Annotated in this window: 22 protein-coding genes; 7 read left to right on the top strand and 15 right to left on the bottom strand. The window is 70.8% G+C overall.

Annotation, left to right across the window (positions count from 1 at the left end):
• Positions 1 to 156 precede the first annotated feature (156 nt).
• The 5 genes from ACFYO9_RS07860 (at position 157) to ACFYO9_RS07840 (ending at position 5,356) form a co-directional block, all read left to right on the top strand.
• On the top strand, positions 157 to 1,290 hold the full coding sequence (locus ACFYO9_RS07860; protein ID WP_358774209.1) for an ABC transporter substrate-binding protein: 1,134 nt from the start codon (positions 157 to 159) through the stop codon (positions 1,288 to 1,290).
• The gene (locus tag ACFYO9_RS07855) at positions 1,260 to 2,225 is read left to right on the top strand and encodes an iron ABC transporter permease (protein WP_358774525.1); all 966 of its coding nucleotides are present in this window, start codon (positions 1,260 to 1,262) and stop codon (positions 2,223 to 2,225) included. Before ACFYO9_RS07860 ends, ACFYO9_RS07855 begins: the two co-directional genes overlap by 31 nt.
• A 5-nt stretch (positions 2,226 to 2,230) precedes the next feature.
• Positions 2,231 to 3,025, top strand: a complete 795-nt coding sequence (locus tag ACFYO9_RS07850) for an ABC transporter ATP-binding protein (RefSeq protein ID WP_358774210.1) — start codon at positions 2,231 to 2,233, stop codon at positions 3,023 to 3,025.
• Positions 3,026 to 3,745: 720 nt separating this feature from the next.
• Positions 3,746 to 4,186 carry a DUF3592 domain-containing protein gene (locus ACFYO9_RS07845; RefSeq protein WP_358774212.1) on the top strand — a complete coding sequence of 147 codons (441 nt, stop codon included), beginning with the start codon at positions 3,746 to 3,748 and terminating at the stop codon, positions 4,184 to 4,186.
• Between the two features lie 408 nt (positions 4,187 to 4,594).
• Positions 4,595 to 5,356 carry a DUF6193 family natural product biosynthesis protein gene (locus tag ACFYO9_RS07840; protein ID WP_358774213.1) on the top strand — a complete coding sequence of 254 codons (762 nt, stop codon included), beginning with the start codon at positions 4,595 to 4,597 and terminating at the stop codon, positions 5,354 to 5,356.
• A 123-nt stretch (positions 5,357 to 5,479) separates the two neighbouring features.
• Here ACFYO9_RS07840 and ACFYO9_RS07835 read toward each other — a convergent pair whose 3' ends face one another.
• The 9 genes from ACFYO9_RS07835 to ACFYO9_RS07795 all read right to left on the bottom strand — a co-directional run bounded on the left by ACFYO9_RS07835 (position 5,480) and on the right by ACFYO9_RS07795 (position 17,149).
• A complete protein-coding gene (locus ACFYO9_RS07835; RefSeq protein WP_358774215.1) occupies positions 5,480 to 6,679 on the bottom strand; it encodes a PP2C family protein-serine/threonine phosphatase in 1,200 nt (399 codons plus the stop codon).
• Positions 6,680 to 6,830: 151 nt separating this feature from the next.
• A complete protein-coding gene (locus ACFYO9_RS07830) occupies positions 6,831 to 8,429 on the bottom strand; it encodes an APC family permease (protein ID WP_388666076.1) in 1,599 nt (532 codons plus the stop codon).
• A 214-nt stretch (positions 8,430 to 8,643) separates the two neighbouring features.
• Positions 8,644 to 9,786, bottom strand: a complete 1,143-nt coding sequence (locus ACFYO9_RS07825) for an ABC transporter substrate-binding protein (RefSeq protein WP_358774217.1) — start codon at positions 9,784 to 9,786, stop codon at positions 8,644 to 8,646.
• Between the two features lie 40 nt (positions 9,787 to 9,826).
• Positions 9,827 to 10,714: an endonuclease/exonuclease/phosphatase family protein gene (locus tag ACFYO9_RS07820; RefSeq protein ID WP_358774529.1), complete on the bottom strand. Its 888-nt coding sequence runs from the start codon at positions 10,712 to 10,714 to the stop codon at positions 9,827 to 9,829.
• 106 nt (positions 10,715 to 10,820) lie between these two features.
• A complete protein-coding gene (locus ACFYO9_RS07815; RefSeq protein WP_358774218.1) occupies positions 10,821 to 12,272 on the bottom strand; it encodes a cellulose binding domain-containing protein in 1,452 nt (483 codons plus the stop codon).
• A 74-nt stretch (positions 12,273 to 12,346) separates the two neighbouring features.
• Positions 12,347 to 14,026, bottom strand: coding sequence for a beta-N-acetylhexosaminidase (locus tag ACFYO9_RS07810; RefSeq protein ID WP_358774220.1), 1,680 nt, complete (start codon positions 14,024 to 14,026; stop codon positions 12,347 to 12,349).
• 26 nt (positions 14,027 to 14,052) lie between these two features.
• Positions 14,053 to 14,889 carry a carbohydrate ABC transporter permease gene (locus ACFYO9_RS07805; RefSeq protein WP_355806436.1) on the bottom strand — a complete coding sequence of 279 codons (837 nt, stop codon included), beginning with the start codon at positions 14,887 to 14,889 and terminating at the stop codon, positions 14,053 to 14,055.
• Positions 14,886 to 15,854: a sugar ABC transporter permease gene (locus ACFYO9_RS07800; RefSeq protein WP_358774221.1), complete on the bottom strand. Its 969-nt coding sequence runs from the start codon at positions 15,852 to 15,854 to the stop codon at positions 14,886 to 14,888. The genes ACFYO9_RS07805 and ACFYO9_RS07800 overlap by 4 nt, the downstream gene beginning before the upstream one ends.
• A gap of 26 nt (positions 15,855 to 15,880) precedes the next feature.
• Positions 15,881 to 17,149 carry an extracellular solute-binding protein gene (locus ACFYO9_RS07795; RefSeq protein WP_358774223.1) on the bottom strand — a complete coding sequence of 423 codons (1,269 nt, stop codon included), beginning with the start codon at positions 17,147 to 17,149 and terminating at the stop codon, positions 15,881 to 15,883.
• Positions 17,150 to 17,426: 277 nt separating this feature from the next.
• Between ACFYO9_RS07795 and ACFYO9_RS07790 the strand changes: the two genes are divergently transcribed.
• Positions 17,427 to 18,242, top strand: a complete 816-nt coding sequence (locus ACFYO9_RS07790) for a GntR family transcriptional regulator (protein WP_358774531.1) — start codon at positions 17,427 to 17,429, stop codon at positions 18,240 to 18,242.
• A gap of 43 nt (positions 18,243 to 18,285) precedes the next feature.
• On the opposite strand, the gene ACFYO9_RS07785 is transcribed toward ACFYO9_RS07790, so the two are convergent.
• The 4 genes from ACFYO9_RS07785 to ACFYO9_RS07770 form a co-directional block, all read right to left on the bottom strand.
• Positions 18,286 to 19,047, bottom strand: a complete 762-nt coding sequence (locus tag ACFYO9_RS07785) for a metallophosphoesterase (RefSeq protein WP_355806442.1) — start codon at positions 19,045 to 19,047, stop codon at positions 18,286 to 18,288.
• Positions 19,044 to 19,298: a hypothetical protein gene (locus ACFYO9_RS07780; protein ID WP_355806444.1), complete on the bottom strand. Its 255-nt coding sequence runs from the start codon at positions 19,296 to 19,298 to the stop codon at positions 19,044 to 19,046. The genes ACFYO9_RS07785 and ACFYO9_RS07780 overlap by 4 nt, the downstream gene beginning before the upstream one ends.
• Positions 19,295 to 19,981 carry a nucleotidyltransferase family protein gene (locus ACFYO9_RS07775; protein WP_388666073.1) on the bottom strand — a complete coding sequence of 229 codons (687 nt, stop codon included), beginning with the start codon at positions 19,979 to 19,981 and terminating at the stop codon, positions 19,295 to 19,297. Before ACFYO9_RS07775 ends, ACFYO9_RS07780 begins: the two co-directional genes overlap by 4 nt.
• A gap of 181 nt (positions 19,982 to 20,162) precedes the next feature.
• Entirely contained in the window at positions 20,163 to 20,993 is an 831-nt protein-coding gene (locus ACFYO9_RS07770) for an SDR family oxidoreductase (protein WP_355806446.1), read from the bottom strand.
• A 142-nt stretch (positions 20,994 to 21,135) separates the two neighbouring features.
• Here ACFYO9_RS07770 and ACFYO9_RS07765 point away from each other — a divergent pair, with 142 nt between their 5' ends.
• On the top strand, positions 21,136 to 21,444 hold the full coding sequence (locus tag ACFYO9_RS07765; RefSeq protein ID WP_355806448.1) for a hypothetical protein: 309 nt from the start codon (positions 21,136 to 21,138) through the stop codon (positions 21,442 to 21,444).
• 60 nt (positions 21,445 to 21,504) lie between these two features.
• Here the strand turns inward: ACFYO9_RS07765 and ACFYO9_RS07760 are convergent, their stop codons facing one another.
• Entirely contained in the window at positions 21,505 to 21,993 is a 489-nt protein-coding gene (locus tag ACFYO9_RS07760; RefSeq protein ID WP_355806450.1) for a DUF5709 domain-containing protein, read from the bottom strand.
• Between the two features lie 136 nt (positions 21,994 to 22,129).
• Positions 22,130 to 23,293 carry a glutamate--cysteine ligase gene (locus ACFYO9_RS07755; protein WP_355806452.1) on the bottom strand — a complete coding sequence of 388 codons (1,164 nt, stop codon included), beginning with the start codon at positions 23,291 to 23,293 and terminating at the stop codon, positions 22,130 to 22,132.
• Positions 23,294 to 23,369: the final 76 nt, after the last annotated feature.

The following is a 23,369-nucleotide window of genomic DNA, read 5'->3' as shown; positions in this document are numbered from 1 at the left end:
ACTCCTGTCGGCTGCAGCGATCGCCACACCCCGACTCGGTGCGGGGAGCAGTCGGCAGGAATTTTTCATTTTCCTCGGGAACCAGCAGGCAACAAGTTCCGACTACTGCTTCGGGGCGGGCGAACGGCCCCTGCCCTCCGTATCCGAGGAGTACGAATGCCCGTCAGAAGACCAGTGGCCGCGGTCGCGGCTGTCATTGCTTTGAACCTTGGTGCCGCAGCGTGCGGGGGAACGGCGGACGACGGATCCGACGGCCGTGCGGACGCCGCTGCCGCACGCTCCGGCTCTACCGTCAAGATCGAGAACTGCGGTACCACCCAGGTCTTCAAGGAGGCACCGAGCAGGGTCGTCGTCATGAACGGCGCCTCGGTCGCCGAGGTCTCCACTCTCCTCGCGCTGGGCCTGGGAGACAAGATCGTGGTGAACCAGCAGTCGTATGGAATGTCCGAGACCCCCGGCCGCGCCGAAGCCATCAAGAAGCTGCCGACCGGCGGAGTCAAGCAGAACGAAGCCTTCGACGTCCCCCGGGAGTCGATGATCGGGCTGCGTCCCGACCTCGTCCTTTCGACAACGTCGTACGGCTTCGACGCCAAGAACGGATTCGCCACCCGCGAGGAGTTGAAGAACATCGGCGCGCAAAGCTATATATCCCCGCAGGGCTGCCACGACGAGAATTCGAAACTCACCATCGAGGACAGCTACCGCCTCCTGCGCGACATGGGCCGCATTTTCCATGTGTCCGACCGAGCGGAAAAGATCATTGCCGCGTCGCGTAAGCACATCGCCGACGTCGCCTCGAAGGTGTCGGGCAAGAAGAAGCCGAAAGTCATGATGCTGTTCACGAACATGTCGATGGGCAGCAACGATTTCAGTTCCGTGGTGTCCAAGGGCATCTACAACGACATTCTTGACAAGGCCGGCGCGGTCAACGCCTTCGCCTCGGCGTCGAAGACGTCCTTCGCCGACTTGAGCAAGGAGAAGGTGGCGGCCACGGACGTCGACGCGCTCGTCGTCATCGCGTACAAGGATCCCAACCCCGCGGCCTACGCCAAGAAACTGCTCAAGGAGTTCCCCCAGTGGCCGGCCGCGAAGAACCACACGTACGTGACGCTGTCCGACTCCATCTACCTGAGCCCCGACAACGACCTGGCCGTGGAGCGGATCGCGAAGAAGCTCCACCCGGACGCGTTCTGCACACACCGGCCCAACGGCGCGCGAACCTCGCCCTGGGAGTCCTGCCGTTCGTGCTCGTCGCCGTCATGCTGGTGGCCGTCAGTATCGGCGCGGTGAACGTGCCGCTGGGCGACGTGTGGCGGATCGTGCTGCACCATGTCACGGGGCTCGGGCGGGCACCCGACGACATCGCGCTCGACCAGATCGTGTGGAAGTTCCGCACGCCGCGTGTCGTTCTCGCGGCGCTCGCCGGGGCGGGGCTCGCGCTGTCCGGCGCCGTGCTGCAGACCGTGGTCGCCAACCCCCTGGCCGATCCCATCGTGCTCGGCTTCTCCTACGGCGCCACCCTCGGTGCTGTTCTCGTCATCACCCTGGGCGGCGGAACAGCTCTGCTCGGCCTCGGTGTTTCGGCCGCGGCCTTCGCGGGATCGGTGATCGCGGGCGCACTGGTGTTCTGGCTGGGACGACGGCGTGGCCGGATGGCACCCACCCGCCTGATCCTGGCCGGCGTGGCGGTCGGGTACGTGTTCCTGTCGGCCACCAGCTACGTACAACTGCAGGCCACACCCACCGAACTGCGCACGGTGATGTTCTGGATGCTCGGCAGCGTGGCGGGCGCCCAATGGCACCAACTACCCGCCGTCACGGCGGTCGTCGTCGGTTGCACGGTGCTGCTGACCCTGTTCGGCCGCCGACTGAACGTGCTGCTCGCAGGCGATGAGACCGCCACCTCGCTGGGCACCGACGTCAACCGGCTGCGGACCCTGCTGCTCCTGCTGAGCGCCCTGCTCACCGGCGTGGTGATCGCGGTCGCGGGCAGCATCGGATTCGTCGGCCTCATGATCCCGCATCTGGTCCGGCTCACCGTCGGCGCCGACCACCGCAGACTGCTGCCGCTGTCCGCGCTGCTCGGAGCGGTCTACCTCGTCCTGGTCGACCTGCTCTCCCGCACCCTCGACCGCCCCAACGAACTCCCGCTCGGCATCCTCACCGCCTTGCTGGGCGCCCCCTTCTTCCTGTGGCTACTGCGCCGCAACAAGGGTCTGGACTGAACACGATGCGACTCACCGTCGACCGGCTCCACGTGACGCTGGACCGCCATCCGATCCTCGACGGCGTGGACCTCGAGGCACGCCCCGGCGACTTCGTGGGTCTGGTCGGGCCGAACGGCAGCGGCAAGTCGACCCTGCTGCGCGCCGTGTACCGTTCCCTGCGGCCGGCCGAGGGGGTGGTCAGGGTCGGCGGGGACGACATCTGGGAGCTGGCACCCCGAGCCGCCGCGCTGCGGACCGCCACCGTTCTCCAGGAAGGGACCGGCAGCACCGGAGGGCTCACGGTCACCGAGACCATCGCGCTGGGCCGGGCACCCCACCACGGGCTGCTCGAGCGTGACGGGCCGCGCGACCGGCAAGCGGTGCAGGACGCCATCGACCTGTGCGATGCAGGGCACCTGGCTCATCGCGACTACGGCTCACTGTCCGGCGGTGAGCGCCAACGGGTGCTACTGGCCCGGGCCTTGGCCCAGCAGCCACACCTCCTCGTGCTGGACGAGCTGACCAACCACCTCGACATCCGTGCCAGGTTCGAGTTGCTGCACCTCATCCGGTCCACCGGTGTCACGACGCTCGCGGTGCTGCATGATCTCGACCTCGCGGCCCGATTCTGTGACCACCTCGTGGTGCTCGACCAGGGAGCCGCGGTGGCCGCCGGTGCCGTACTCGACGTCCTTACGCCGACCGTCCTCGCGAAGGTCTTCGGCGTGGCTGCGTCGGCGCGGCGTGATGCCGACGGTGTGCTCCGGCTGACGTACGCGGCCGATCCGCTGAGCGTCGCCCCTCGGGCGGTGAGCTGACCGGCGGTGAGCTCACGGGCGGTGGCGTGCTGTTCGTACTGGTCATGACGCGCCGGTAGGCGAGCCTCGAATGGGGTCCTGATCAGCGGATGCCGGGTGCGCTGCCGGACTGTTCGCAGAGGGTCTCCAGATCACCGCGCGGGCAAGGAGGTCGCTGTCGATAGAGAGGCGGCTGGCGACCCTCTTGAAGAGTTGCCGTGGGTCCCGGCCTCCTTGCCGACCTTCCCTACGGATTTCGCCGCCGGGTCGGCAGCGGTCTTCATTCCCTTGAGCTCCCGGGCGGACTGCCGGGCGGAACCCTTGATCCGCCCCACACCACTGTTGGCGGTCACGGCCTGCTTACCGAGGCTGTCGGCGGAGCGGCCGGCACCGTCGATTCCCGTCTTGAACCCTTTCAGTGAGCCGGAGGCTCTGCTGAGGGACTGGACTAGCGGCATGTCTTATTCCGATCTGGCCCTACTGCAGGTATCCGCAGTGATGGAGGAAGTTTCCGGGGGCCTGAACGCTCTGACCGACCGCCCCCGTGTCCTGCTGGACCCTTTCTTGGGCCTGCCATTAGGCGACATGAAACGCCGCAGCGTCTCAACTGGAAATTCGAGGACGCCGAGAAGGAGCACAGCACCTGTAATAAGAAGATCAACGAAGGTTCGGCTCTTGATCTTGATCTGCCGCGCGTGGTACTTTGCGTCGACTTTGTGATCTTCAAAAATTGGGGGTTCCGTGGCCGGATGGATCTACCAGAATTCTCTGTGGATTTTGTATGCGTTCATCATTCTGCTTCCGACTGTGATTTACGTGATCCCGTTCGGCGCGTACCCGCTCCTGGTGGAGCGTCGACTCCGAAGGAAGGGCGTGACCGTTCCCGCCACGTGCACCGGAGCCTCTTGGGACGAGGGTCGGGTGCTGGAATTCTTCTCCTTCACGACCGTGGCCGGAGATCGGTCGTCGTACCGAAGTCCCTTGGCCGACGGGCGCATATCGCATGACGGGGAAGAAGTGCGAATAATTTATGACCCCAAGGCGCCGCACGGTAGGGCGCGCACGGAAATGGAGCTGTTCGGCGGCAGGTCTCAGGCTCGCCGTGATCTGTGGCGCGGAATCATGTTGTTGGCGGTGGTCAACGTGATGATCCTGCCTTTTGCTGTTCTGTACCTCATCTGAGTCACCGCTCGCGTCGTGAGCGCCGATGCGATTCGCCTCAGCCGAAGCAGCGAGCGAGTTCGGCGGCCGACGGGGGCGGTTCGGAGGCCTTCACGGTCCGGAGCGTCTCCTCCGGCTGCGGGGGACCCCCGCACGGCATCCCCGTCAACGCGGTGGCCCCCGCCGTCGTCCGTCCCCTACCAGCCGCCTGGGCACGTCGCCGTTGCCATCGCCGGAGCCGTTGGTGGGCTCGCCTCCGGCCTTGTCGTCTCCGCCGCCGACTTCCCCGTACTTGCCCTCGCGGACGGCCTCTTGTCTCTCGCCGTCATCCCCATCATTGCCGCTACCGCGAACAGCCGTCGACCCAGTCGCCAAGACAAGGCTGCCGCCCTCGACGGGGACCTCCACCCCACGGCCTACGGTATGCGCATGAAGGAACGTTCGAACGACGTGGCGATCGACCTCTACCCAGAGTTGGCTGAGCCAGGCGGCTTGGGAGAAGCGTTGGCTCGCGAAGCGGCTCGTCGCGGGTGCGCTGTCGAACCCATGGGACCTGTCGAGGGGTTCGCCCCGGCGGTAGCCGCATGCTGTGTTCGGGGAAAGGCGCGGTTCGCGGTATATGCGACCAACGACGACGAACGTGAGTTCCGTATCGAGATCTCCGAGGAATCCGGATGGCTCTGGGGCGCCTTCGGCAGCACCGACAGCCTCGCGGTGGTGGCCGACATCCTGCACGAATGGTGTGAGGGCGCGTCGATCGGTGAGCTGCGCCGCGAGTGGACGCTCCTCGCGGACGACCCGCTGGAGGCGGCACCGCCCGGAAGGGTCGTGTCGACCGCCTGGCGACTGACCTTGGAACGCTCGCGAGTGATCAGGCTTGGCGACGCCGAACTTGCCGAGGCTCTTTATGCCCAGCCGGCCCTGCGGGTCTTCTTCCCGTGGCCGTCGCATGGCCGGTTCAGCCTGCTCAGCAGCACCGCCGATCCGTTCCACAATGAGCTTCCGCGTGTGATTCCGACCGTGGACGGGCTGTGGGATGTGGTCGCAGAGCGATCTGCGCAGACACCGTCACGTGTGCTCGGTACCCGCCTCAGCGCCGGCGAGGCCGCAGCGCTGGTGGCGGCGAGCATTCCCGAAGGCAGCGGCCCGGCCGTCGAGGGAGGTTGGCCGGAGGGCGAGAGCACCGTCTGACCGGTCGTGCCGATGAAGGTGAGCCGATCGACGATCGACGATCGCGGTGCGGAGGCTGGGGTCGGTGAAGGTCAGGGCGTGCCGGCGAGACCAGGAATGCGACCACGCCGTCGGGGCCGGGTGCTAGTTGTTGGCGCCGGCTCGGGAGCGGCGGCCTTCGGGGTGGGCGCCGTGCCAGTCCAGGCACATCAGGGTGGCGTCGTCGACGAGGTTGCCGGCGCAGGCGTCGGAGACCGCGGCCGTCATCATCCGTACGACCTCACGGGGGTGTTCGCCAGCGGTGTCGTGGAGCAGGGCCAGCAGGTCGACGTTCTGGGCCTGGCGCTCCTGCACGCCGTCGGTGAAGAGGAGGAGCCGGTCGCCGGCGCGCAGGTCGAGGTTCTCGACGCGGTGCGGGGTGGGGGAGGGGACGCCGAAGGGCAGGTTGGTGATGAGGTCGACCTCCTCGACGGTGCCGGCGCGCAGGCGCAGCGGCCGGGGGTGGCCGGCGTTGACCAGTTGGGCGCCGCTGCCGTCGAGGGAGACGCGCAGCAGCTGGCCGGTGGCCAGGGTGCGGCGGCCGTGGTCGAGGAGGGCCTGATGGGTCTGGCGGGCCTGTTCGGCCAGGTCGTGACCGGTGCGGCGGGCTCCGCGGGAGGCGTTGACCAGCAGCGTGGCCATGAGGGCCGCGTCGACGTCGTGGCCCATGGCGTCGGTGATGGACAGGTGCAGGGTGTCGTGGTCGAGGGCGTAGTCGTAGGTGTCGCCCGCGATGTGGTTGGCGGGCAGCAGCGCCGCGGCCAAGGTGAACTCGGCGGCCTCGCAGGAGGGTGCCGAGGGAAGGAGCTGGCGCTGGATCTCGGCCGCCAGACTGACCGGGATGGTGCGCTGGCCCCAGAAATAGCGGTCGGTGAAGCGGCGGTCGGTGACGACGATGTACGCCAGGGCGTGCGCGGTCTCCTCCACCTGCTCCAGGGTGTCCGGTGAGATGTGCGGGAGATACAGCTCGAGGACACCGATGGTGTCGCCCCGGTTGGTGACCGGTGCGATCACGTGATGACCGCTCGGGCCGACGGGGTACCGCACCAGCTTCTGGCTGCGCAGCACCTCGTCGTAGTCGCTGCCGGCCAGCGGGATCTGTTCCGCGTGGTCGTCACGCGGCACCCGGCCTTCCTCGCTGACCCGCACCATCTGACGGCCGACGATGTCGACGAACAGGAACGAGACGTACTCCGCCCGGAAACGGTCCCGAAGGTCCCGCGCCACCACATCGAGGGACGCGGCCGGTGCGGCGTCCTCCGCCGCCGCGAGGATCGCGGCCAGTCCAACTCGGTCGTGCGCCATGGATGGCCTCCTTCAGTTCCGTTCCGTGATCTCCTTCCCACAGTTTTCGCCCGTCACCGCCGACGGGTGGACGGACTCATGGGGCGGCGGCGAACCCGGGGTCCATACGGCGCAGCGCGGCGGCCCCCGGCGCCTGGACGCGGTCGGGCACCTAGTAGGCGGGGTTCGTGCGGAGGTGGGCGGCGCCCGAACGCACCGCCCATCCGAAGACCGCGAAGGCGACGGCGCCCACCACGACGGAGTCGTACGGCGCAGGCAGACGTCCGGAGCCGCCGAACGTGCCGAGCCACGACAGCAGGGTCAGCGCCGCCAGGTGGAACACGAGCCAGGCGCCCTGGCGCAGCTCCGCGGCCGGGGCGCTGCCCGCCGCCTTCCGCCGTTGCAGCCAGAACAGCGGGACACCGGCGAGGACGAGGGGCAGAGCGAGGCGCAGGTCGTCCCAGCCCGACCAGTAGACGAACTCGGTCGCCACGGCGAAGCTGACCGGTGCGATCCAGTGGACCCCCGGCATGCGGCCGTCCGCGTGGAGCACACCGCGCTCCCGGTCGTGGGCCCGGAAGGACGCCACAGCGACCGCCGAGGTGGCGTAGACGATCAGGTACATGTCCCCCATCACGCTCACGATGTCCTGCCACCCGCCGAACGGCAGCATGAACACGATGATGACCGCGAGGTTGAGGACCAGGGCGCGGCGCGCGATGCCGGAACGGGGATCGATGCGCATGAAGAAGCGGGGCAGCAGGCCGTTCTTCGCGAGGGCGTAGGTGTGGCGTGCGTCGATCGCGACGCCCACGTAGGCGGAGCCGCCCGGGGAGACCACCGCGTCGGCGTAGAGCAGGGTGGCAAGCCAGTGCAGGTTGAGGACGAGGGCGAGCTGACCGAACGGTGACTCGAAGTTGACGCCCTGCCAGCCGTGTGCGAGCAGCGTGTCGGGCACCGTGTACAGATAGGCGAGTTGGAGCCCGAGGTAGACGAGGACCGCGAGGCCGATTCCGGTGAGGACGGCGGCGGGTACGTTGCGGCGCGGATTGCGCGCTTCCCCGGAGAAGTCCAGCGGGGCCTGGAACCCGTTCACCGAGTACACGATGCCGCCCCCGGCCAGCGCGGTGAGGCAGGCCGCGTAACCGTACGGGGCGAATCCGCCGTGGTCCGTGAGGCGGCCCGAGTGAGTGCCGGACAGGAACAAGGCGACCACCGTGAGCACCGGGACGACGACCTTGAACACCGAGACCAGGTTGTTGACGCGCGCGAACATCCGCACCGCGAACCAGTTCAGCGCGGTGAGCAGCACGCTCAGCGCGGCCGCGACGCCCAGGCCCGACGCGGTGAGGGTGCCGCCGCGGTAGAGGCCGGGCAGGTAGTGCGCGGCGTACTGCATGATCGCGCTGATCTCCGCCGCGGTGCCGCCCACGGAGAGCAGGACGGACCAGCCGACGACGGTGCCGACAAGCCGGCCGTTCGCGTACAGCGGCCAGCGGACCGTGCCGCCGCCTTCCGGCCTGGTGGCGCCGAGTTCGACCATGACCAGGGCCACCAGCGCGCAGAGCAGGCCGGCCGCGACCCAGGAGAGCAGCGCGGCGGGGCCCGCGGTCTGGGCGGCGTACATGGCGGCGAACAGCCAGCCCGAGCCGAGGATGTTGGAGAAGCCGATCGCGGTGAGCCCCCAGAACCCGAGGTCCTTGCGCAGCCTGCTCTCCTCGGCACGGACATCCGGGGCACCGGTGGTCTCCCGCGGCTGCTGTTGCGCCACGTGGCACACCTCCTCGACGATCACGGACACTCGGGGGCCAGGGTGTCACGTGGTGCCGGGGTCGCGTTGGGCCCGGTGTCGAGAACAGGGCCCGGTGTCGGGAACAGGGCCCGGTGTCGGGAACAGGGCCCGGTGTCGGGAACACGGCCCGGATGGCGAGAAACACGGGCCGACGTTGGGAACACGGCGCCGACTCCGCCCCCGGGCGGCCCGCTCAGTCGGCGTGCAGGACCCGGAAGCGGGTGCGTTGCTGCGGGGCGCGATCGACGACCTGGATCGGCGGCCCGGCCCACTGCCAGACGCCGATGCCCGGCTCGCGGGAGAAGCTGATCCGCCCGCGGGTGCCGTCGACGGCCACGTCCGGCCAGGCCCCGGCGACGCGCGCCCGGTCGGTGCCGCAAGAGCGCAACATGTCGGCCAGGACGGCGATCGTGTCGTACCCCTCGAAGGCGACGAAGGACGGTGTCCCTCCCAGCCGTTGGTACAACGCGCTCTCGACGCGCGTGCCGAGCGGTGTCAGGCGCTCCGGCAGATAGCGCAGGAACGGCACCGCAGTGCCGTCGTCCCCCAGCAGCGTCTCCCACTCGGCGAGTTCCGGCTGTCCGGCCGGCGCCCCGATCAGGAGGCCGGCGAGGCGGGGGTCGCGGCGGACCGACGTGACGATCGGAACGGCAGGCTCCGGGTGGCCCGCCAGCAGCAGGAGGACCGTGGCGCTCTGGTCGACGAGTTGGTCGCACAGGTCCGCGGGGGACGTCTCGCGCAGGTCGATCTCGACGACGACGCCGCCCCGTGCGGCGAGGTGGTCCCGCAGGATCCGCGTGCCTGCCGCCCAGTAGACGCTCGGCTGGGTCGCCACCGCGACGCGGCTGTGACCCGCTCCGACGAGGAAGTCCGCGTACGTCCGCCAGCCGCGCGACTGCGGCGGGGAGAGGCGCGCGACCCAGTCGGTCGGCCGGTCGGTGAGGGTGTCGAGCACGGCCGACGAGCAGAGGTAGGGCAGTCCGAGCGCGTCGGCCCGGGTGGCGACGGAACGGGCCACGACACTGTGGTACTCGCCGGCGAGGGCGGCCACGCCCAGGTCCGCCAGCTCGTCGACGGCCGCCGTGGCCCGTTCGGGGTCGGCGGCGGTGTCCCGTACCACCAGTTCCAGCGGCCTGCCGGCGATCCCGCCCTCGGCATTGACCTCGCGTACGGCCAGTTCGAGCCCGGCGAGCAGGTGCTGCCCCGCCCCGACCCAGCCGGGCCGCGTCAGCGGGACGAGCGCGCCGATCCTGACGGGCGGCCCGTCGTCCCGACCCGCGCCATCCTGCCCCGCGCCGGACGGAGTTGCCGACGTACCGAACACCTCGTTGACCATGCCGGCCATTGCAACCGCCCCATCCCGGGCGGGCAACCCATTATTCGCGGGCCGTCGACCGGCCCGCCGAGGTCGTCATGTCCGCGTAGAGCGGGTGGTGGTCCGAGTACGGGGAGGGCCGCACGTGGTGCCTGAGCGGGGTCAGGCCCCGCAGGAAGACGTAGTCGAACGTGCTCTGCCAGTCGGTGGTCGGCTCGCAGACGCCCTCTCCCGTGCCGCCGGTGTCGCCCTTCACGTCGCTTCCGTCCGCGTCCGCCGATCCGGGCCGGCAGCCGGGCGCCGCGCCCGACGACAGGGCCCACATCGGCGCGAGTTCAGGGGAGTACGGCACCGCGTTGAAGTCGCCGAGGGCGACCGCGCGGTCGTGGCGGGCGACCTCCGCGGCCAGCACCCGGATCTGCCCGGCCCGGACCGGCGCCTGCTGTCGTTGGGCGAGGTGGGTGTTGAAGACCCGGGTCGGCCGGCCGCCCACCGAGGTGGTGACCGCCAGATAGCCGCGGTCCTCGGAGCCGCCGTGGGGATACTCCACCAGGACGCGGTCGGTCATCGGCGCCGCCGAGAGGAGCGCCTGGCCGAAGCCTCCCGGACTCCACGGCCAGCCGCCGCAGCGGCCCCAATTGCGCAGAACCGACCCGTACTCGACGTGGTAGACAAGGCCGTAGAGCTGCTCCAGGTAGTCCCGGACCCGCTCGACGTCGCGGACGCACGCCTCTTGCAGGCCGATGACCTGCGGTGCATAGCGGGCGATCTCCGCCGCGCGGCCGACGTTGTTCTCCTCGCACGGGTTGCAGATGTTCCACGTCATGACGCGGTTCGGCACGATGTCCCTGGCCGCTGCGGCGGGCAGCGTCCTGCCGTAGAGCGCGCCGCTCGGCGCGCTGGGACCGAGCAGCAGCAGACACGCCACCGCCATGGCGCCCGCGAGCATCCCTGTGCCCCGTCCGAGCACCGTCGCCTCCCCGCCGTACCGTTTCTCCGACCCGCCTCGTGCACGCACATCGTCTCTCGACATGTGCGTGCACGAGGTTACGGGGTCACGGCGACGGGACGGTGTCCTCGAAGGCCGTGCCCGCCGCCCGGTAGTCGGCGATCTTCGCCGACACCTGCGCCGGGGTCAGCACCTGGTCCTTGACGTGCAGGACGTAGTCCACCTGCTGGTCGTACGAGCGGGGCGTGGTGCTCGACTGACCGGCCAGGTCGATCAGCCACTGGTTGAAGTTGATCGACATCGGCCGCTCCGGGAGGTACGCCGCGTCGTGCGTGCCGAACGGCTGCCCGTCGACGTAGTAGCGGATGGCGCTGTTGTCGATGGTGACCACCAGGTCGTGCCAGCCCGCGTAGCTCTGCCGGCTCTCCGTGTGCTGGTTGACGGCCTGCCACGGGTCCGGATCGTAGGTCTCCCAGGACGTCGTGTAGAGGATGTTCGACTGCTCGCCCCAGCCGCCGTTGGGCAGATACTCGAAGTCGTACTCGGCGTAGTCGTCGGCCATCGGTGCCTTGAGATCGTTGATGGTGAAGAACGTCTGCACCAGGTGGTCGCCGTCGGGCCCGCCGCGGGGCGCGTCGCTGAACTTCACGCGCGCCGCGTAGGTGCCGTTCCGGAACTTCGTCGCCTTGGTGAGCACCTCGGTCTGCTCGGTGCTCGCCCCGGTGCCGGCCGTGGACGTCTCCAGGTTCATCACGGTGCTGCCGCCCGACGACGGGAACGTCACGTTCTGCGGCGCCCATGTCGCGCCGGGCACGCCGGGGCCACCGGAGTTGGAGCGGACGTTCCAGCTGTGCGCCGAGATCTTCGGGTCGTCGTACGCGGTGTAGGTGAAGTCGTCGAAGAGGGTGGCCCCGGCGCCGGGCGGGTCGGTCGGGTCGGTCGGATCCGTGGGATCGGTCGGGTCGTTGCCCTCGGGCGCCGTGCCCCAGACCGTCGCGCCGTCGAGCCGGGCGGTGACCTTGGACCAGTTCGCGTACGTCGACTGCGCGGCGCCGAAGGAGTAGTCGTCGGCCTGGTTCAGGGCCTGCCAGTCGGCGCGGTGGAAGCGCAGTTGCAGGTCGCCGGTGTCGGCGCCGGCCGCGAGGGTTCCCGCGCCGGAGGTGAAGCCGATCTCCAGGTAGCGGTCGGCGGTGGCGGTCGGGTGGGCGAGGGTGCCGAAGGTGCCGGTGACGTTGGCACACCCCTTGACCGCCCAGGAGCACGCGAAGCGGTAACTCGGGGAGCCCGCGTCCGACTTGAAGTAGTAGCGGATCTTGACGCCGCTGAGGGCGACGGAGGTGTTGCCGGTGTTCTTCACCTTCAGCCAGGGCTCGGCCTGGTCGCTTCCTGTGGCGCCCGCGTGGTACTGGACGGTCAGATCGCCCGTGGCCGCGGCGGCGTTCGACGGGACCGCGACGAGGCCCGCACAGCCGAGCGCCACGGCGACGGCTGCCGTGAGGGAGCGCTTCGCGGCCGATGCCGACGGCGTGCGCGATCCGGTGGGGTGCGTCCTTCTCATGGCTGTTCCTTTCCGGAACGGTGGGGGACGGGGTGGTGGGGGAGGGGACGTCGGGCCTCCGGTGCGGGGGAGGCTTACGGTGCGGGTGAGGCTTTCGGCGCGGGGGAGTACGGGTCGTCGAGCGGGCCGTGTCGCAGTCCGAGGGCGGCGAGCCGGGCGGCGTGGGCCCGGAGCCGGGCGTGCACACCGGGCCAGGGCGCGGCCCCGTGCCAGGCGCGGTCGGCCAGGGCGCACAGGCGGGGGAAGGTGAGGTAGTCGACGTGGTCGGCGGTGGGGGCGAACTCCGTCCACAACTGGGCCTGCAGTCCGAGGAGTTGACCGGGGAGATCGGGGGTGCCCGGACCGTCTGAGGTGCCGGAACGCTCGGAGCCGGCTGGGCTACGGGAAAACTCGGTGCCCCCAGAGCCACCGGTGCTCTCGGCGGTGTCCGGGCCGTACCCCGCCTCGTGTGCGTGCACCGAGCGCAGGTCCACCACCGCCCCCGGTTGCCCCGGCGGCTCGGTCGGCGCGTGGGACTGCGGGTAGTCGAGGTAGGCGGCCCGGTGGTGGCAGCTGACGACCGCGTGGCCCCGCTTCAGCGCGATCCGGGTGTGCTCGGGATCGCGCCACGTCATCACCGTGAACTCCGGCGGAAGGCCCTCGCCGGTCTCGGCCCAGGCTGTCGGAGTGCGCCCGCGCTCGATGAGGTGCGCCCCGATACGGCCGAGGAACCACTCGCGCAGCGCGCCGGTGTCCGGGAGCCTCTCGGCGGCGGCCCGGGCGCGCGCCGCGGGACTGGCCGCCCACTCCGTGGTGGGGCACTCGTCGCCGCCGATGTGCACGTGCGGGGAGGGGAAGACGTCGAGGACCTCGTCGAGGACGGTGCGGCAGAAGTCGAGCACCGGGTCGCCGACCCCGAGGACGGTGTCGCAGACTCCCCAGCGGGTCCAGACGTCGAGCCGTCGCCCCGGAGTGTTCCCGAGCTCTGGGTAGGCGGCGAGCGCGGCGCGGACGTGGCCCGGCATCTCCATCTCCGGCATCACCGTCACGCCTCGCGCGGCGGCATACGTGACCAGGTCCGTCAACTCGTCTCGGCTGTACGCGCCTTGGTGCGGGACGCCGTCAAAGGTGAGGTCACCCGTGCCGCGGGCCGCGCCCGCCGGGCCCACCATCGACTGGGCGCGCCGCCCGCCGACCTCGGTGAGCCGAGGGTAGGCGGCGACCGGCATCCGCCAGCCCTGGTCGTCGGTCAGATGCAGATGCAGCACGTTCATCTTGTGCAGGGCGAGCAGGTCCACGTATCTCCGCAACACGCCCGCCGGTTGGAAGTGCCGAGCCACATCGAGCATGAAGCCCCGCCAGGCGCTCTGCGGCACGTCGGTGATCTCGGCGCACGGCAACTCCCACGGCGTGTCCGGCTGTGGCTGGTCCGACAGCGCCCGCACCGGCAGGAGTTGACGTACCGTCTGGACGCCGCGCAACAGGCCCGTGAGGTGGGCGGCGCGCAGGAGGAGTGCGTCGGGCCCCACCGTCAGGCCGTACCCCTCTTCGCCGAGACCGCGCAACTGAGGGTCGAGGGCCAGCACGAACTGCCCCTCGGGCGACGGAGGCAGGGGCAGTCCGGTGGCCGGGGCGAGCAGGGTGCGGAGCAGGTCCAGGGCGGGGCGGGCGCCGGGGGCCGAGCGGACCGTCGTCGTGGCGTCCAGGGTGAAGTGGCCGGGGCGCCAGGAGAGTTGCGTGGGGTGCGGTACCGGTGCGGGACGGTGTGCGGGCACTGCGGACCTCCAGGAAAGCGGGCGGGTCAGCCCTTGACCGCGCCGGCCGCGAATCCCGACGTCACATGCCGCTGCAGCAGCAGGAAGATGACGAGCGCGGGCAGCGCGAACAGGGTGGAGGCGGCCATCGTGGCGCCCCAGTCGGTGCCGAACGTGTTGTGGAACGAGGACAGCCACACCGGCAGCGTCCGGTGGTCCTGCTGCTTGATGATCAGGAAGTTGGCGTACGCGAACTCGTTCCACGCCGTGATGTAGCCGAACAGCGACGTCGCCATCAGGCCGGGCGCGAGCAGCGGGAACGCCACATGGCGGAAGGCGCCGAGCCGGGTGCAGCCGTCCACCCGCGCCGACTCCTCCAGCTCCGGGGGGATCGTCGCGAGGAAGCCGCGCAGGACGACGATGGTGAACGGCAGCGTCATCATGAAGTAGACGAGCGTCAGCGTCGGCAGCCGGTCCAGCATGTCGGTGTCCCGCGCGATGATGTACACGGGGATGATCAGCGACTCCCACGGGGCCATCTGCGCGACGAACACCATGAGCATGAACTGCCGCCGCCCCCGCCAGCGCATCCGGGCCACGGCGAACGACGCCCCGAGCGCCACGAGCAGCGAGAGCGCCACCGCGCCGAGCGTGACGAGGACGCTGTTGCGCCAGAACAGCCCAAACCCGTCCGCCTCGACAGCCCGCCGGAAGTGGTCGAGGGTCCAGCTCCGCGGCAGCAGGCGCGGATGCTCCGACTGGATGTCCCGGGACGGCTTGAAGGCCGTGGTGACCATCCAGTAGACGGGGAAGAGGCAGAGGACCACGGTGAGCGCGGCGGCGAGGTGCAGCGGCAGCCGGCGCAGGGCGCGCGGGGACGTCACAGCTCGGCCTCCTGTCGGAACATCTGCCGGAAGTAGAGGACCAGCACGCCCGACATCAGCAGCACCGTCACGATGGAGGCCGCGGAGCCGAGGTCGTAGTGCTGGCCGGACAGCGCCGTCTGGACCGCGTAGACCGGCAGGATGGTCGTGGCGTCGCCGGGGCCGCCGCGCGTCATCACCCAGATCTGCACGAAGGCCTTGAACGTCCAGATGACCTCGAGCGAAAGCACCAGCATGAAGATGGGCCGCACGATCGGCAGGGTGACCGACCGGAAGACGCGCGCGGCGGAGGCGCCGTCGATGCGCGCGGCCTCGTACAGCTCGCCCGGCACCGTGGTGAGCGCCGAGTACAGGGTGATCGCGGCGAACGGCACCGACTGCCACACCACCAGCGTCACCAGGATCGCGAAGGCGGCCGTGCCGTGCGCGAGCCAGGGATAGCCGTCGAACGAGGTGAACCCGAGCCCGGCGAGCACGTGGTTGACGATCCCGAACTCGGAGTGGAACAGCCACTGGAAGACCGTCGTGGCCGCGACCACCGGCATGGCCCAGGCCAGCACCAGCGCGCTGAGCACCGCCGTCCGCCAGACCCTGCCGAGCCGTTCCAGCATCAGGGCCACCAGCGTCGAAAGCACCATGATCAGCACGACGTCGACCGCCATGAAGAGGAAGGTGCGGCGCACCACCGTCCAGAAGCGCGGGTCGGAGAGCAGCGTCGTGTAGTTGTAGAAACCGGTGAACCGGGCGTCACCGAGGATGAGTTGGCGCAGTTCGAAGTCCTGGAAGGAGATCAGGACGGTGCGGGCCAGCGGGTAGAGCAGCAGGTACAGCATGCCCAGGACGGCGGGGGCCACCAGGAGGTACGGCCACGGCCCGGAACCGGTGGCGCGGCGGGCCTTCCGGGTGGGGCGCCGGGGCGGCCGGGTGAGGGGGCGGGGTACGGTCCGCTCGCGGACGACCGACACGGCGCTCACTCCCTTCGGGGCGGAGGTCAGGATCCGGACTTCATCGCGGAGGTGATGGCGTCGGAGGCCTTCTCGGCCTCGTGCGCCGGATTTCCGCCGGTGAGGACGGCCGTCATGTAGTCCTTGACCGGGTTCTTGGCCTCGACGGCCGCCCAGCCCGGGGTGTTCGGCGTGGCGTGCCCGACGGCTGCGCCGACCGCCATCGCGGACGCGCCGGGGTCCTTGGCGACGGCGCCGGCGAGTGTCGTCTTGTTGGGCACGTAGCTCATCGCGACGGCGAGCTTCTTCTGCCAGGCGTCGCCCGTGAGTTCCTTGACGAACAGGTACGCGGCGTCGTGGTTCCGGGCGACCGTGGGGATCACCAGGTCGGAGCCGCCGGTGAAGACCGCGCCGGGCGTGCCCGCCGACTTGCCGGGGATCGGGAAGAAGCCCAACTTGCCCTTCAGGGCAGGGTTGTTCTGTGCGATGACGTTGGCGCCGCCGGGTGTGTTGATGATCTGGGCGACCTGCCCCTTGGCCATCACCTCGTGCTGGGGCGGCTGCGCCTCGTCGGAGTCCTTGGGGCCCTTGCCGAGCGCCTGCAGCTTCTTGTAAAAGGCCATCGCGCGCAGGGCCTCGGGCGTGTCGAGCGTGCCGCGCCACTCGCCGCCGGTCTTCTCGGCGAGTTCGCCGCCCTCGTCCCAGATGAAGCCGGAGAGGGTGTACCAGTTCTGGCCGGGCAGATAGATCCCCTGCCGGTCGCCCTTGTCGAGCCTCTTCGTCGCCGCGATCCACTGGGCGCGCGTCCTGATCGCGCGGGCGTCGACGCCGGCCTTCGCGAAGAGGTCCTTGCGGTAGATGACGACGCGGTTCGCCGCGTAGTACGGGATGCCGTACTGCTTGCCGTCGTACGTGCCCGGCTCGGCGAGGCCCTTCAGCCAGTGGCGGCCGCCGAGTTCGTCCACCTTGTCGCTCAGGTCCCACAGGCCGCCGCTCTGGGCGAACTGGGCGACCTGGGTGTTCCCGGTCTCGATCACGTCGGGCGCGTCGTTGCTGGCCAGCGCGGCGGTGACTTTCTCGCCGATGCCGTCCCACTCCTGGATCTGCACGCGTACGTCGATGTCCTGGTGTGCCGCCTCGAAGGCCCTCTCGAACTGCTTCTGGAAGGCGGTGGAGACGCTGTCGCGCATCAGCCACACGTCGATGGTGGTCCGCCCGCCGTCCCCGGACACCCCGTCGCCGGAGCCGGAACTGCAGGCACTGAGCCCGGCGGCCGCGACGAACGCGGACAGGCCGGCGAGCAAGCGGAGCTTCACGGGTCACCTCTGGGAGTCGGACCTGACCAGTTGGCTGACTGGTCAGGTGACCTCTGGTGATGGAGAAAGGTGGCATGGACCAATGGAGGCGTCAACCCCCCGGTAAATGCTGGTCAGTTGTCGACCTCCAGGCTCCTGTGGTCAACTGGTCAGGCAACTGGTCTTACGTGCGAGGGGGTGCGCGGTGAACGCCGACGTGCAGGGGACGGCCGAAACCGGCACGCAGGACGCGCGGCGGCCGCAGGGCGCCGGGGCGACGGGGCGGCCACCGGGGGCGGTGCTCAAGCGGGAGCGGGTCCGCGACCACATCCTCGACCTCATCGAGTCACAGCGCCCCGGCGATCCCATCCCCTCCGAGCGGGCCCTCTGCGCGGCCCTCGGCGTCTCCCGTCCGACGCTGCGCGCAGCTGTGGACGAACTCGTCGCCGCGGGCCTTCTCGTCCGCGAACACGGACGCGGCATGTTCGTCGCCCAGAAGAAGATCACCCAGGAACTGGTCGCCCGCGAACAGGCGTTGACGGTGCCGCAGGCCGCCGGCGCATGGACCAGCCGCCTCCTGGAGTTCACCACGATCCAGGCGGGCGCCCGTGTCGGCCGCAAGCTGCGCCTCTCGCCCGCCGCCCAGATCGTCTACGTGGCCAGGCTCCGCCTCGTCGACGGGGCGCCGATGGCCATCGAGCACCTGCACATCCGCGCCGACCTGGTGCCGGGCCTGAGCGCCCAGGAGCTGGAGAACGGCGACCTCTACGAGCATCTGCGCGAACACCACGACGTTCACGTGCGCGAAGCCGTACAGGCCATCGAGCCGACCGTGGTGACCCGGGCCGAGGCGGAGCTCCTGGACGTGCCGGAGCTGTCACCCGCGCTGCTCTTCGAACGGCTCACCTCGGACACGGACGGAGTGCCCGTCGAGTACGTGCACTCCCTCTACCGCGGCGACCGCTACCGCATCGTCTCCCGGCTCACCCTCGGCCCCGCCGCGACCGCCGCCGAACCGCTGCCCGGCCACCACCCGGGAATTCCGCCGGGCGACTTCGCACACCGCGACACCGTCGCCTCCTCCACCCGGGGCGACGTCCAGCAGGCCCCTTGAGTCCAGCAGGCCTCCTGACCCGCACCGGGGCGCGCACCGTCGGTCACCCGCCGTGCGCGGCCGTCGTCGCCTCGGCCGGGCTGTGCTCCTTGAGGTGGTACACGTTGAACGCCTTGCGGATGACGGGCTGGGCGACATTGCGCACCGGGACGCCACCGCTGGTCATGCCGTGTTCGGTGCCCGCGTGGGCGTGGCCGTGCACGGCCAGATTCGCGCCCGCCGCGTCGACGGCCTCCGCCAGCAGATAGCTGCCGAGGAACGGGTAGATCTCCAGGGGCTCGCCCGCGAGGGTGTCCGGCACGGGCGCGAAGTGGGTGAGCGCCACCCGCGTACCGCAGCCCTGCTCGGCGAGCTCCTCCAGGGAGGTCCGCAGGCCGTCGGCGCAGCGCCGGGTGTAGCGGATGAAGTCCTTCATCATCCGTTCGCCGAACTCGCTGCCGCAGCGGCCCACGAACCCGCCGCCGAACCCCTTGGTGCCCGCCACGCCCACGCGCGCCCCGCCGACCTCGACGACCGTGCCCTCGCCTTCGAGGACGCGCACGCCCGCGTCGCGGAGCACGGCGGTGACCTCGTCGGGCCGTTCGTCGTGATGGTCGTGGTTGCCGAGCACCGCGACGACGGGCACCGGCAGGGCGCTCACCTCGCGCGCGACCACCCGTGCCTCCTCCGGGGTGCCGTGCCGGGTGAGGTCGCCGGCGAGCAGGAGCAGGTCCGCGCAGTCGTCGAGCGTCTCGAATGCGGGGCGGAACACCCCCTGGCTGTCCAGCCCCATGTGGATGTCCCCCACGGCCGCGATGCGGATCATGTGACTTCCTCCGGGTGGTCCGGGGCGGAGGCGTCGGCCACCGCGACATCGAAGTGGACGGTCTGTCCGGCCAGTTCCTCGTGCACGGTGCGCAGGAGCTGTTCGCGGCACTGTGCGGTGGGCACGGTCCCGACGACCGCCACGGACGAACCGCGGGCCTCGATGCGGATGCCCAGCTCGCCGAGCTCCTCGGCGGCGAGGCGGTCCTGCAGGTGCGCGATGCGGTACTCGACGTTGGCGTGGTCGTTCATCGGTCTCCTCCTCGCGGGGCGATGACTTCCAGGCGTTCGAGCAGGAAGAGGAAGGCGGCGGGCATCGGGGTGTCGCCGTACTCGTCGCGCAGCGCCTCCCAGTCGACCATCTCGCGCAGCTGCCGGGCGATCGGCAGCACGGCGCCGAAGTCGCAGTGGTGCTCGGAGAACGCGGCGAGCAGCGAGCGCACCAGGTCGGTCGGCGAGAGGACCGGCATGTGCACCGAGTCCACCGGCAGCTGGGTGGCGCGCTCGAGAAGCTCCGTGGAGACCGGGCGGGAGGCGAGCCGGAAGATGAGGTCGATGTCCTGGCCGAGGCACTTGGCCTTCAGGAGCCAGTCCTCCGGCGGCGCGTAGACCGGAAGGCCGGCCTCCTCCAGCGAGGCCGCCACCGCTTCGGCATCCTCGGGCTTGATGCAGAAGTCGGCGTCGTGCTGGAGGTTGCCGGTGCCGCCGTGGGCGTAGACGGCGACGCTGCCGGCGAGGGCGAAGTCGTGCTCGCGCCGCTTGAGGATGGCCGCGACCTGCTTGGTCGCCTCCAGGATGGCCTGGTTGAGGTCGGGTGGAAGCTCGTCGGCGCACATCTCGTGGTGCGGGGAACCCCCGGTCGCCACGCCGGCCGGACGCAGCTCCGTGACCGGCTTGTGTGCGTCGGGAGTGGTGCCTTCTGCGTTCGGCGTCACCTGCTGCTCCGTTTCCGGCCGCCGGCCGTCCGCACGACCGTGCGGCGCGCCGGTCTCCGTCGATCCCTGTTCCAGGTAGCACCGGTACCCGGGCCGCGGGGTTCGACACGGGCGGATTTCCCTTATGCCGGACTTCCCTTATACCGCAGGCCGTACCGCGTCACCTCTCCGCGCGACCCCCTCAGGGCCGCCGCCACGCGTCGCTCTCCAGGTGCGAACCGGCCTGCGGCCCCATCCGGACCATCCCGCCGTCGGCGACCCAGGACGCGCCGGTCACGTACGAGGAGTCGGGCCCGGCGAGGAAGGCGATGACGGCCGCGATCTCCCGGGCGTCACCGGGACGCCCGAGCGGAATGCCGGGGCGCCGCACGCCTCGTACGTCCGTGTCCTCCTGCCCGGTCATCGGCGTGGCGATCTCGCCCGGCGCGACCGCGTTGACGGTGATGCCGTGCTCCGCGAGTTCCAGGGCCATGACCTGGGTGAGCAGCCCGAGGCCGCCCTTGGCGGCGCAGTAGGGGGCCGCGCCCACCCGGGGCTGGTGCTCGTGCACCGAGGTGACGTTGACGATGCGGCCGCCGTCACCCTGCCGGATCATGCGGCGCGCGGCGCGCTGCCCGCACAGGAACGGGCCGATGAGGTCCACGTCGACGACGCGCCGTACGTCGGAGAGGGTCAGGTCGAGGAACGGGGTGGCCGTGCCGGTGCCCGCGTTGTTGACCAGGACGTCGATGCGGCCGAGGCGCTCGGCGAGATCGTCGACGGCGTCCGCCGCGTCGGGCAGCCGGGTCAGGTCCATCCGTGCGACGGCGGCGCGCCGCCCGTGCCGCCCCACTTCCTCGGCCGTCTCGCGGGCGCCCTCCTCGTCGCTGTGCCAGGTGATCCCGACGTCCATGCCGGCCTCGGCGAGCCGGACCACCGTGGCCCGGCCGATGCCGGAGTCGGCGCCGGTGACGACGGCCACGCCGGTACGGGACGCGGTCGACGCGGACGATGCGGGGGTGGGGGCGGTCATGGGGGCTCCTGAGGGGGCGCTTCCGGGTGGGGAACGGATTCTCGTGGCGGTCCTTGCGGTCCTGGCGGCCCTGGCGGGCGCGTACGGGCGTCGGTCCGCCTAGCGTGGGAGGGGCCGGCACGAGCGGTGGGAGGTGGTCCCGATGGTCCGGTCCACGCGATACGCGGTGGCCGCGTCCGGTCAGTGGGTCGACGAGGAGGACGGCCGCAGCCGGCTGCCCGCCGGGGAGGCGCACGCCTGGGAGCCCGGCCGCAACGAGACCGTCTGCGGACTCTCCCTCCACCGGTCGCAGCTCACGCGTTTCCCGCACGTGCCGTGGACGGACGTCATCCCGGAGTCCGGCGGCGCGGCGGACCGCGTCCAGGCGCTGTGCCGGCGGTGCGCGTCCGTGGCCGGGCGGCGCGGGGACGAGGCGCGGCCTTCCTGGCGGCGGGTGAACCCCCGGCCGTGAGCCGGGCCGCCGGACGCCCACGGGGTGGTCCGGCGGGCCCGGCTCTTGGCCGCGGACACGTCAGTCCCGGCCGTCGGAGGCCGGCGGCAGGTCCTCGTCGGAGACGACGTGCATCGCCGCCTCCTCGGCGCCCGCCGCGCCCCCGTCGATGCCCTCGTCCGTGGCGACGGCCTCCTTGGTGGTGTCCTCGTGGGCGCCCTCGTCCGGAGCCACAAGGCGGCCCGCGCGCTCCGCGCCGGCCTCCGGATCCATGGGCTCGCCCTCGCCGTCCGGCAGGTCGCCGACGCCGTCGCCGTCGGGCTGGCCCGTGTCCGGCACCTCCTGCCGCAGCCGCTCGTCCAGCGACTCGCCCTCGTGCTGCTCGGCCGCCGTGGTGCCGGTCTTGGTCACGCCCAGCGGCTTCTCGGGCGGCGAGTAGCCCTCGTCGAGCATGTCGTCGTAGGTGCGCTCGTCCACCGCGTCCTGGAGGTCCAGCGGCGCGGCGTCCTCCTGCTCCTCGTTGCCGCCGGTGGGCTGGTAGGCGTCGTCCGCCATGTTCTGGTCGCTCATGACTACCTCGCGCTCGGGGTCGGGGACCGGCGCGCCCGCCGCTTCCGACGGCGCGCCGGTCCATCGGTGTGCCCGCGACACACGCTCCCAAACGATCTCCCCGATGACGGTCGCGCGCGTGCCCGGTGCCGGCTTATTACGCCGCCTGGGTGCGGCGCACACACTCCGTGACCACGTCGCCCAGGCTCCCCGTCCGTTCCAGGATGTCCCGCTGGACACGCGCCCCGTTGCCGCCCTTCAGCAGGCCGGCGGCGGTGGTGCGGACCAGGTCGAGGTCGCCGGAGTCCTCCAGGGCCTCCCGTACGTGGTCGATGAGCGCCTGCACCACCTCGCCGCTCGGAGTGGGGCGCATGGTCACCGGGTGGAGCAGCACGTCGTCCAGGCCGGACCGGGCGGCCCGCCAGGCGGCCAGGCGGAGCAGGGCGATGCCGTGCGCGGCGGGCGGCCGGCCCGCCCGCCACTCGCGCGCCGCCGTCTCGACCAGGCCCCGGGTGAGGGCCGCGATCAGGATGGTGGTCGAGGCCTCCAGACAGACGTCGGCGACCCGGACTTCGACGGTGGGGTAGCGGTGGGAGAGCCGGGCGTCGAAATAGACCATGCCCCGGTCGCGCAGTACTCCGGTGGCGACCATGTCCTGCACCTGCTGCTCGTACCGCTCGGCGGAGCCGAAGATCTCGGTCGGGCCCGCCATCGGCCAGCGGCCCCACACCCGGCTGCGGTAACTGCTGTACAGACTGTCGTGCCCCTGCCAGAAGGGCGAGTTGGAGCTCAGCGCCACCAAAACCGGGAGCCAGGGCCGGATGCGGTCGATGACGGCCACGCCCTCCTCGTCCGACCCGACCGCCACATGGACGTGGCAGCCGCAGGTCAGCTGCTCCTGGGTGGTCAGCCCGAACTGCTCCTCCATCCACTGGAAGCGGCGGCCCGTGTTGACCGACGGGCTGACGGGCAGGGGAGAGGTGGCGAGGGCGGCGACCGCGGCGCCCACGTCACCGGCGTGCCGGGCTGCGTCCGCGCGCCACCGGACCACCTCGTCCGCGAGGTCGGACATGCTCTCCCGGGGCTGGGTGGCGAATTCGAGCTGCTGGCCGTGGAGTTCCCTTTCGAACGCCTCGTCCTCGGGCTCGCGGTAGTCGCAGTCCTGCTTCTCGGTCTCCGCGTTCTCACTGTTCTCCGCGTGCTCCGCCTTCTCCGCGGTGTCCTTGGCCGCCCGGGCCAGGACCGCCGAGGAAAGGGCCCGCGGCTCCCCGCTGTTGCGGTCGATCAGGAGGAGTTCTTCCTCCACTCCTACGGTGCGCAAAGGAGGCTGCCTCTCTGTCCGTGACTGTGGTACTCCGGATACCCCGGCACGGCGTCCGCAGCCGTCCGGTGGCGCG

The organism is Streptomyces sp. NPDC005863 (assembly GCF_042871345.1).
GTDB lineage: Bacteria > Actinomycetota > Actinomycetes > Streptomycetales > Streptomycetaceae > Streptomyces.
Note: the sequence above shows the minus strand (reverse complement) of the source record. Positions and strands in the feature narration are given on the sequence as shown.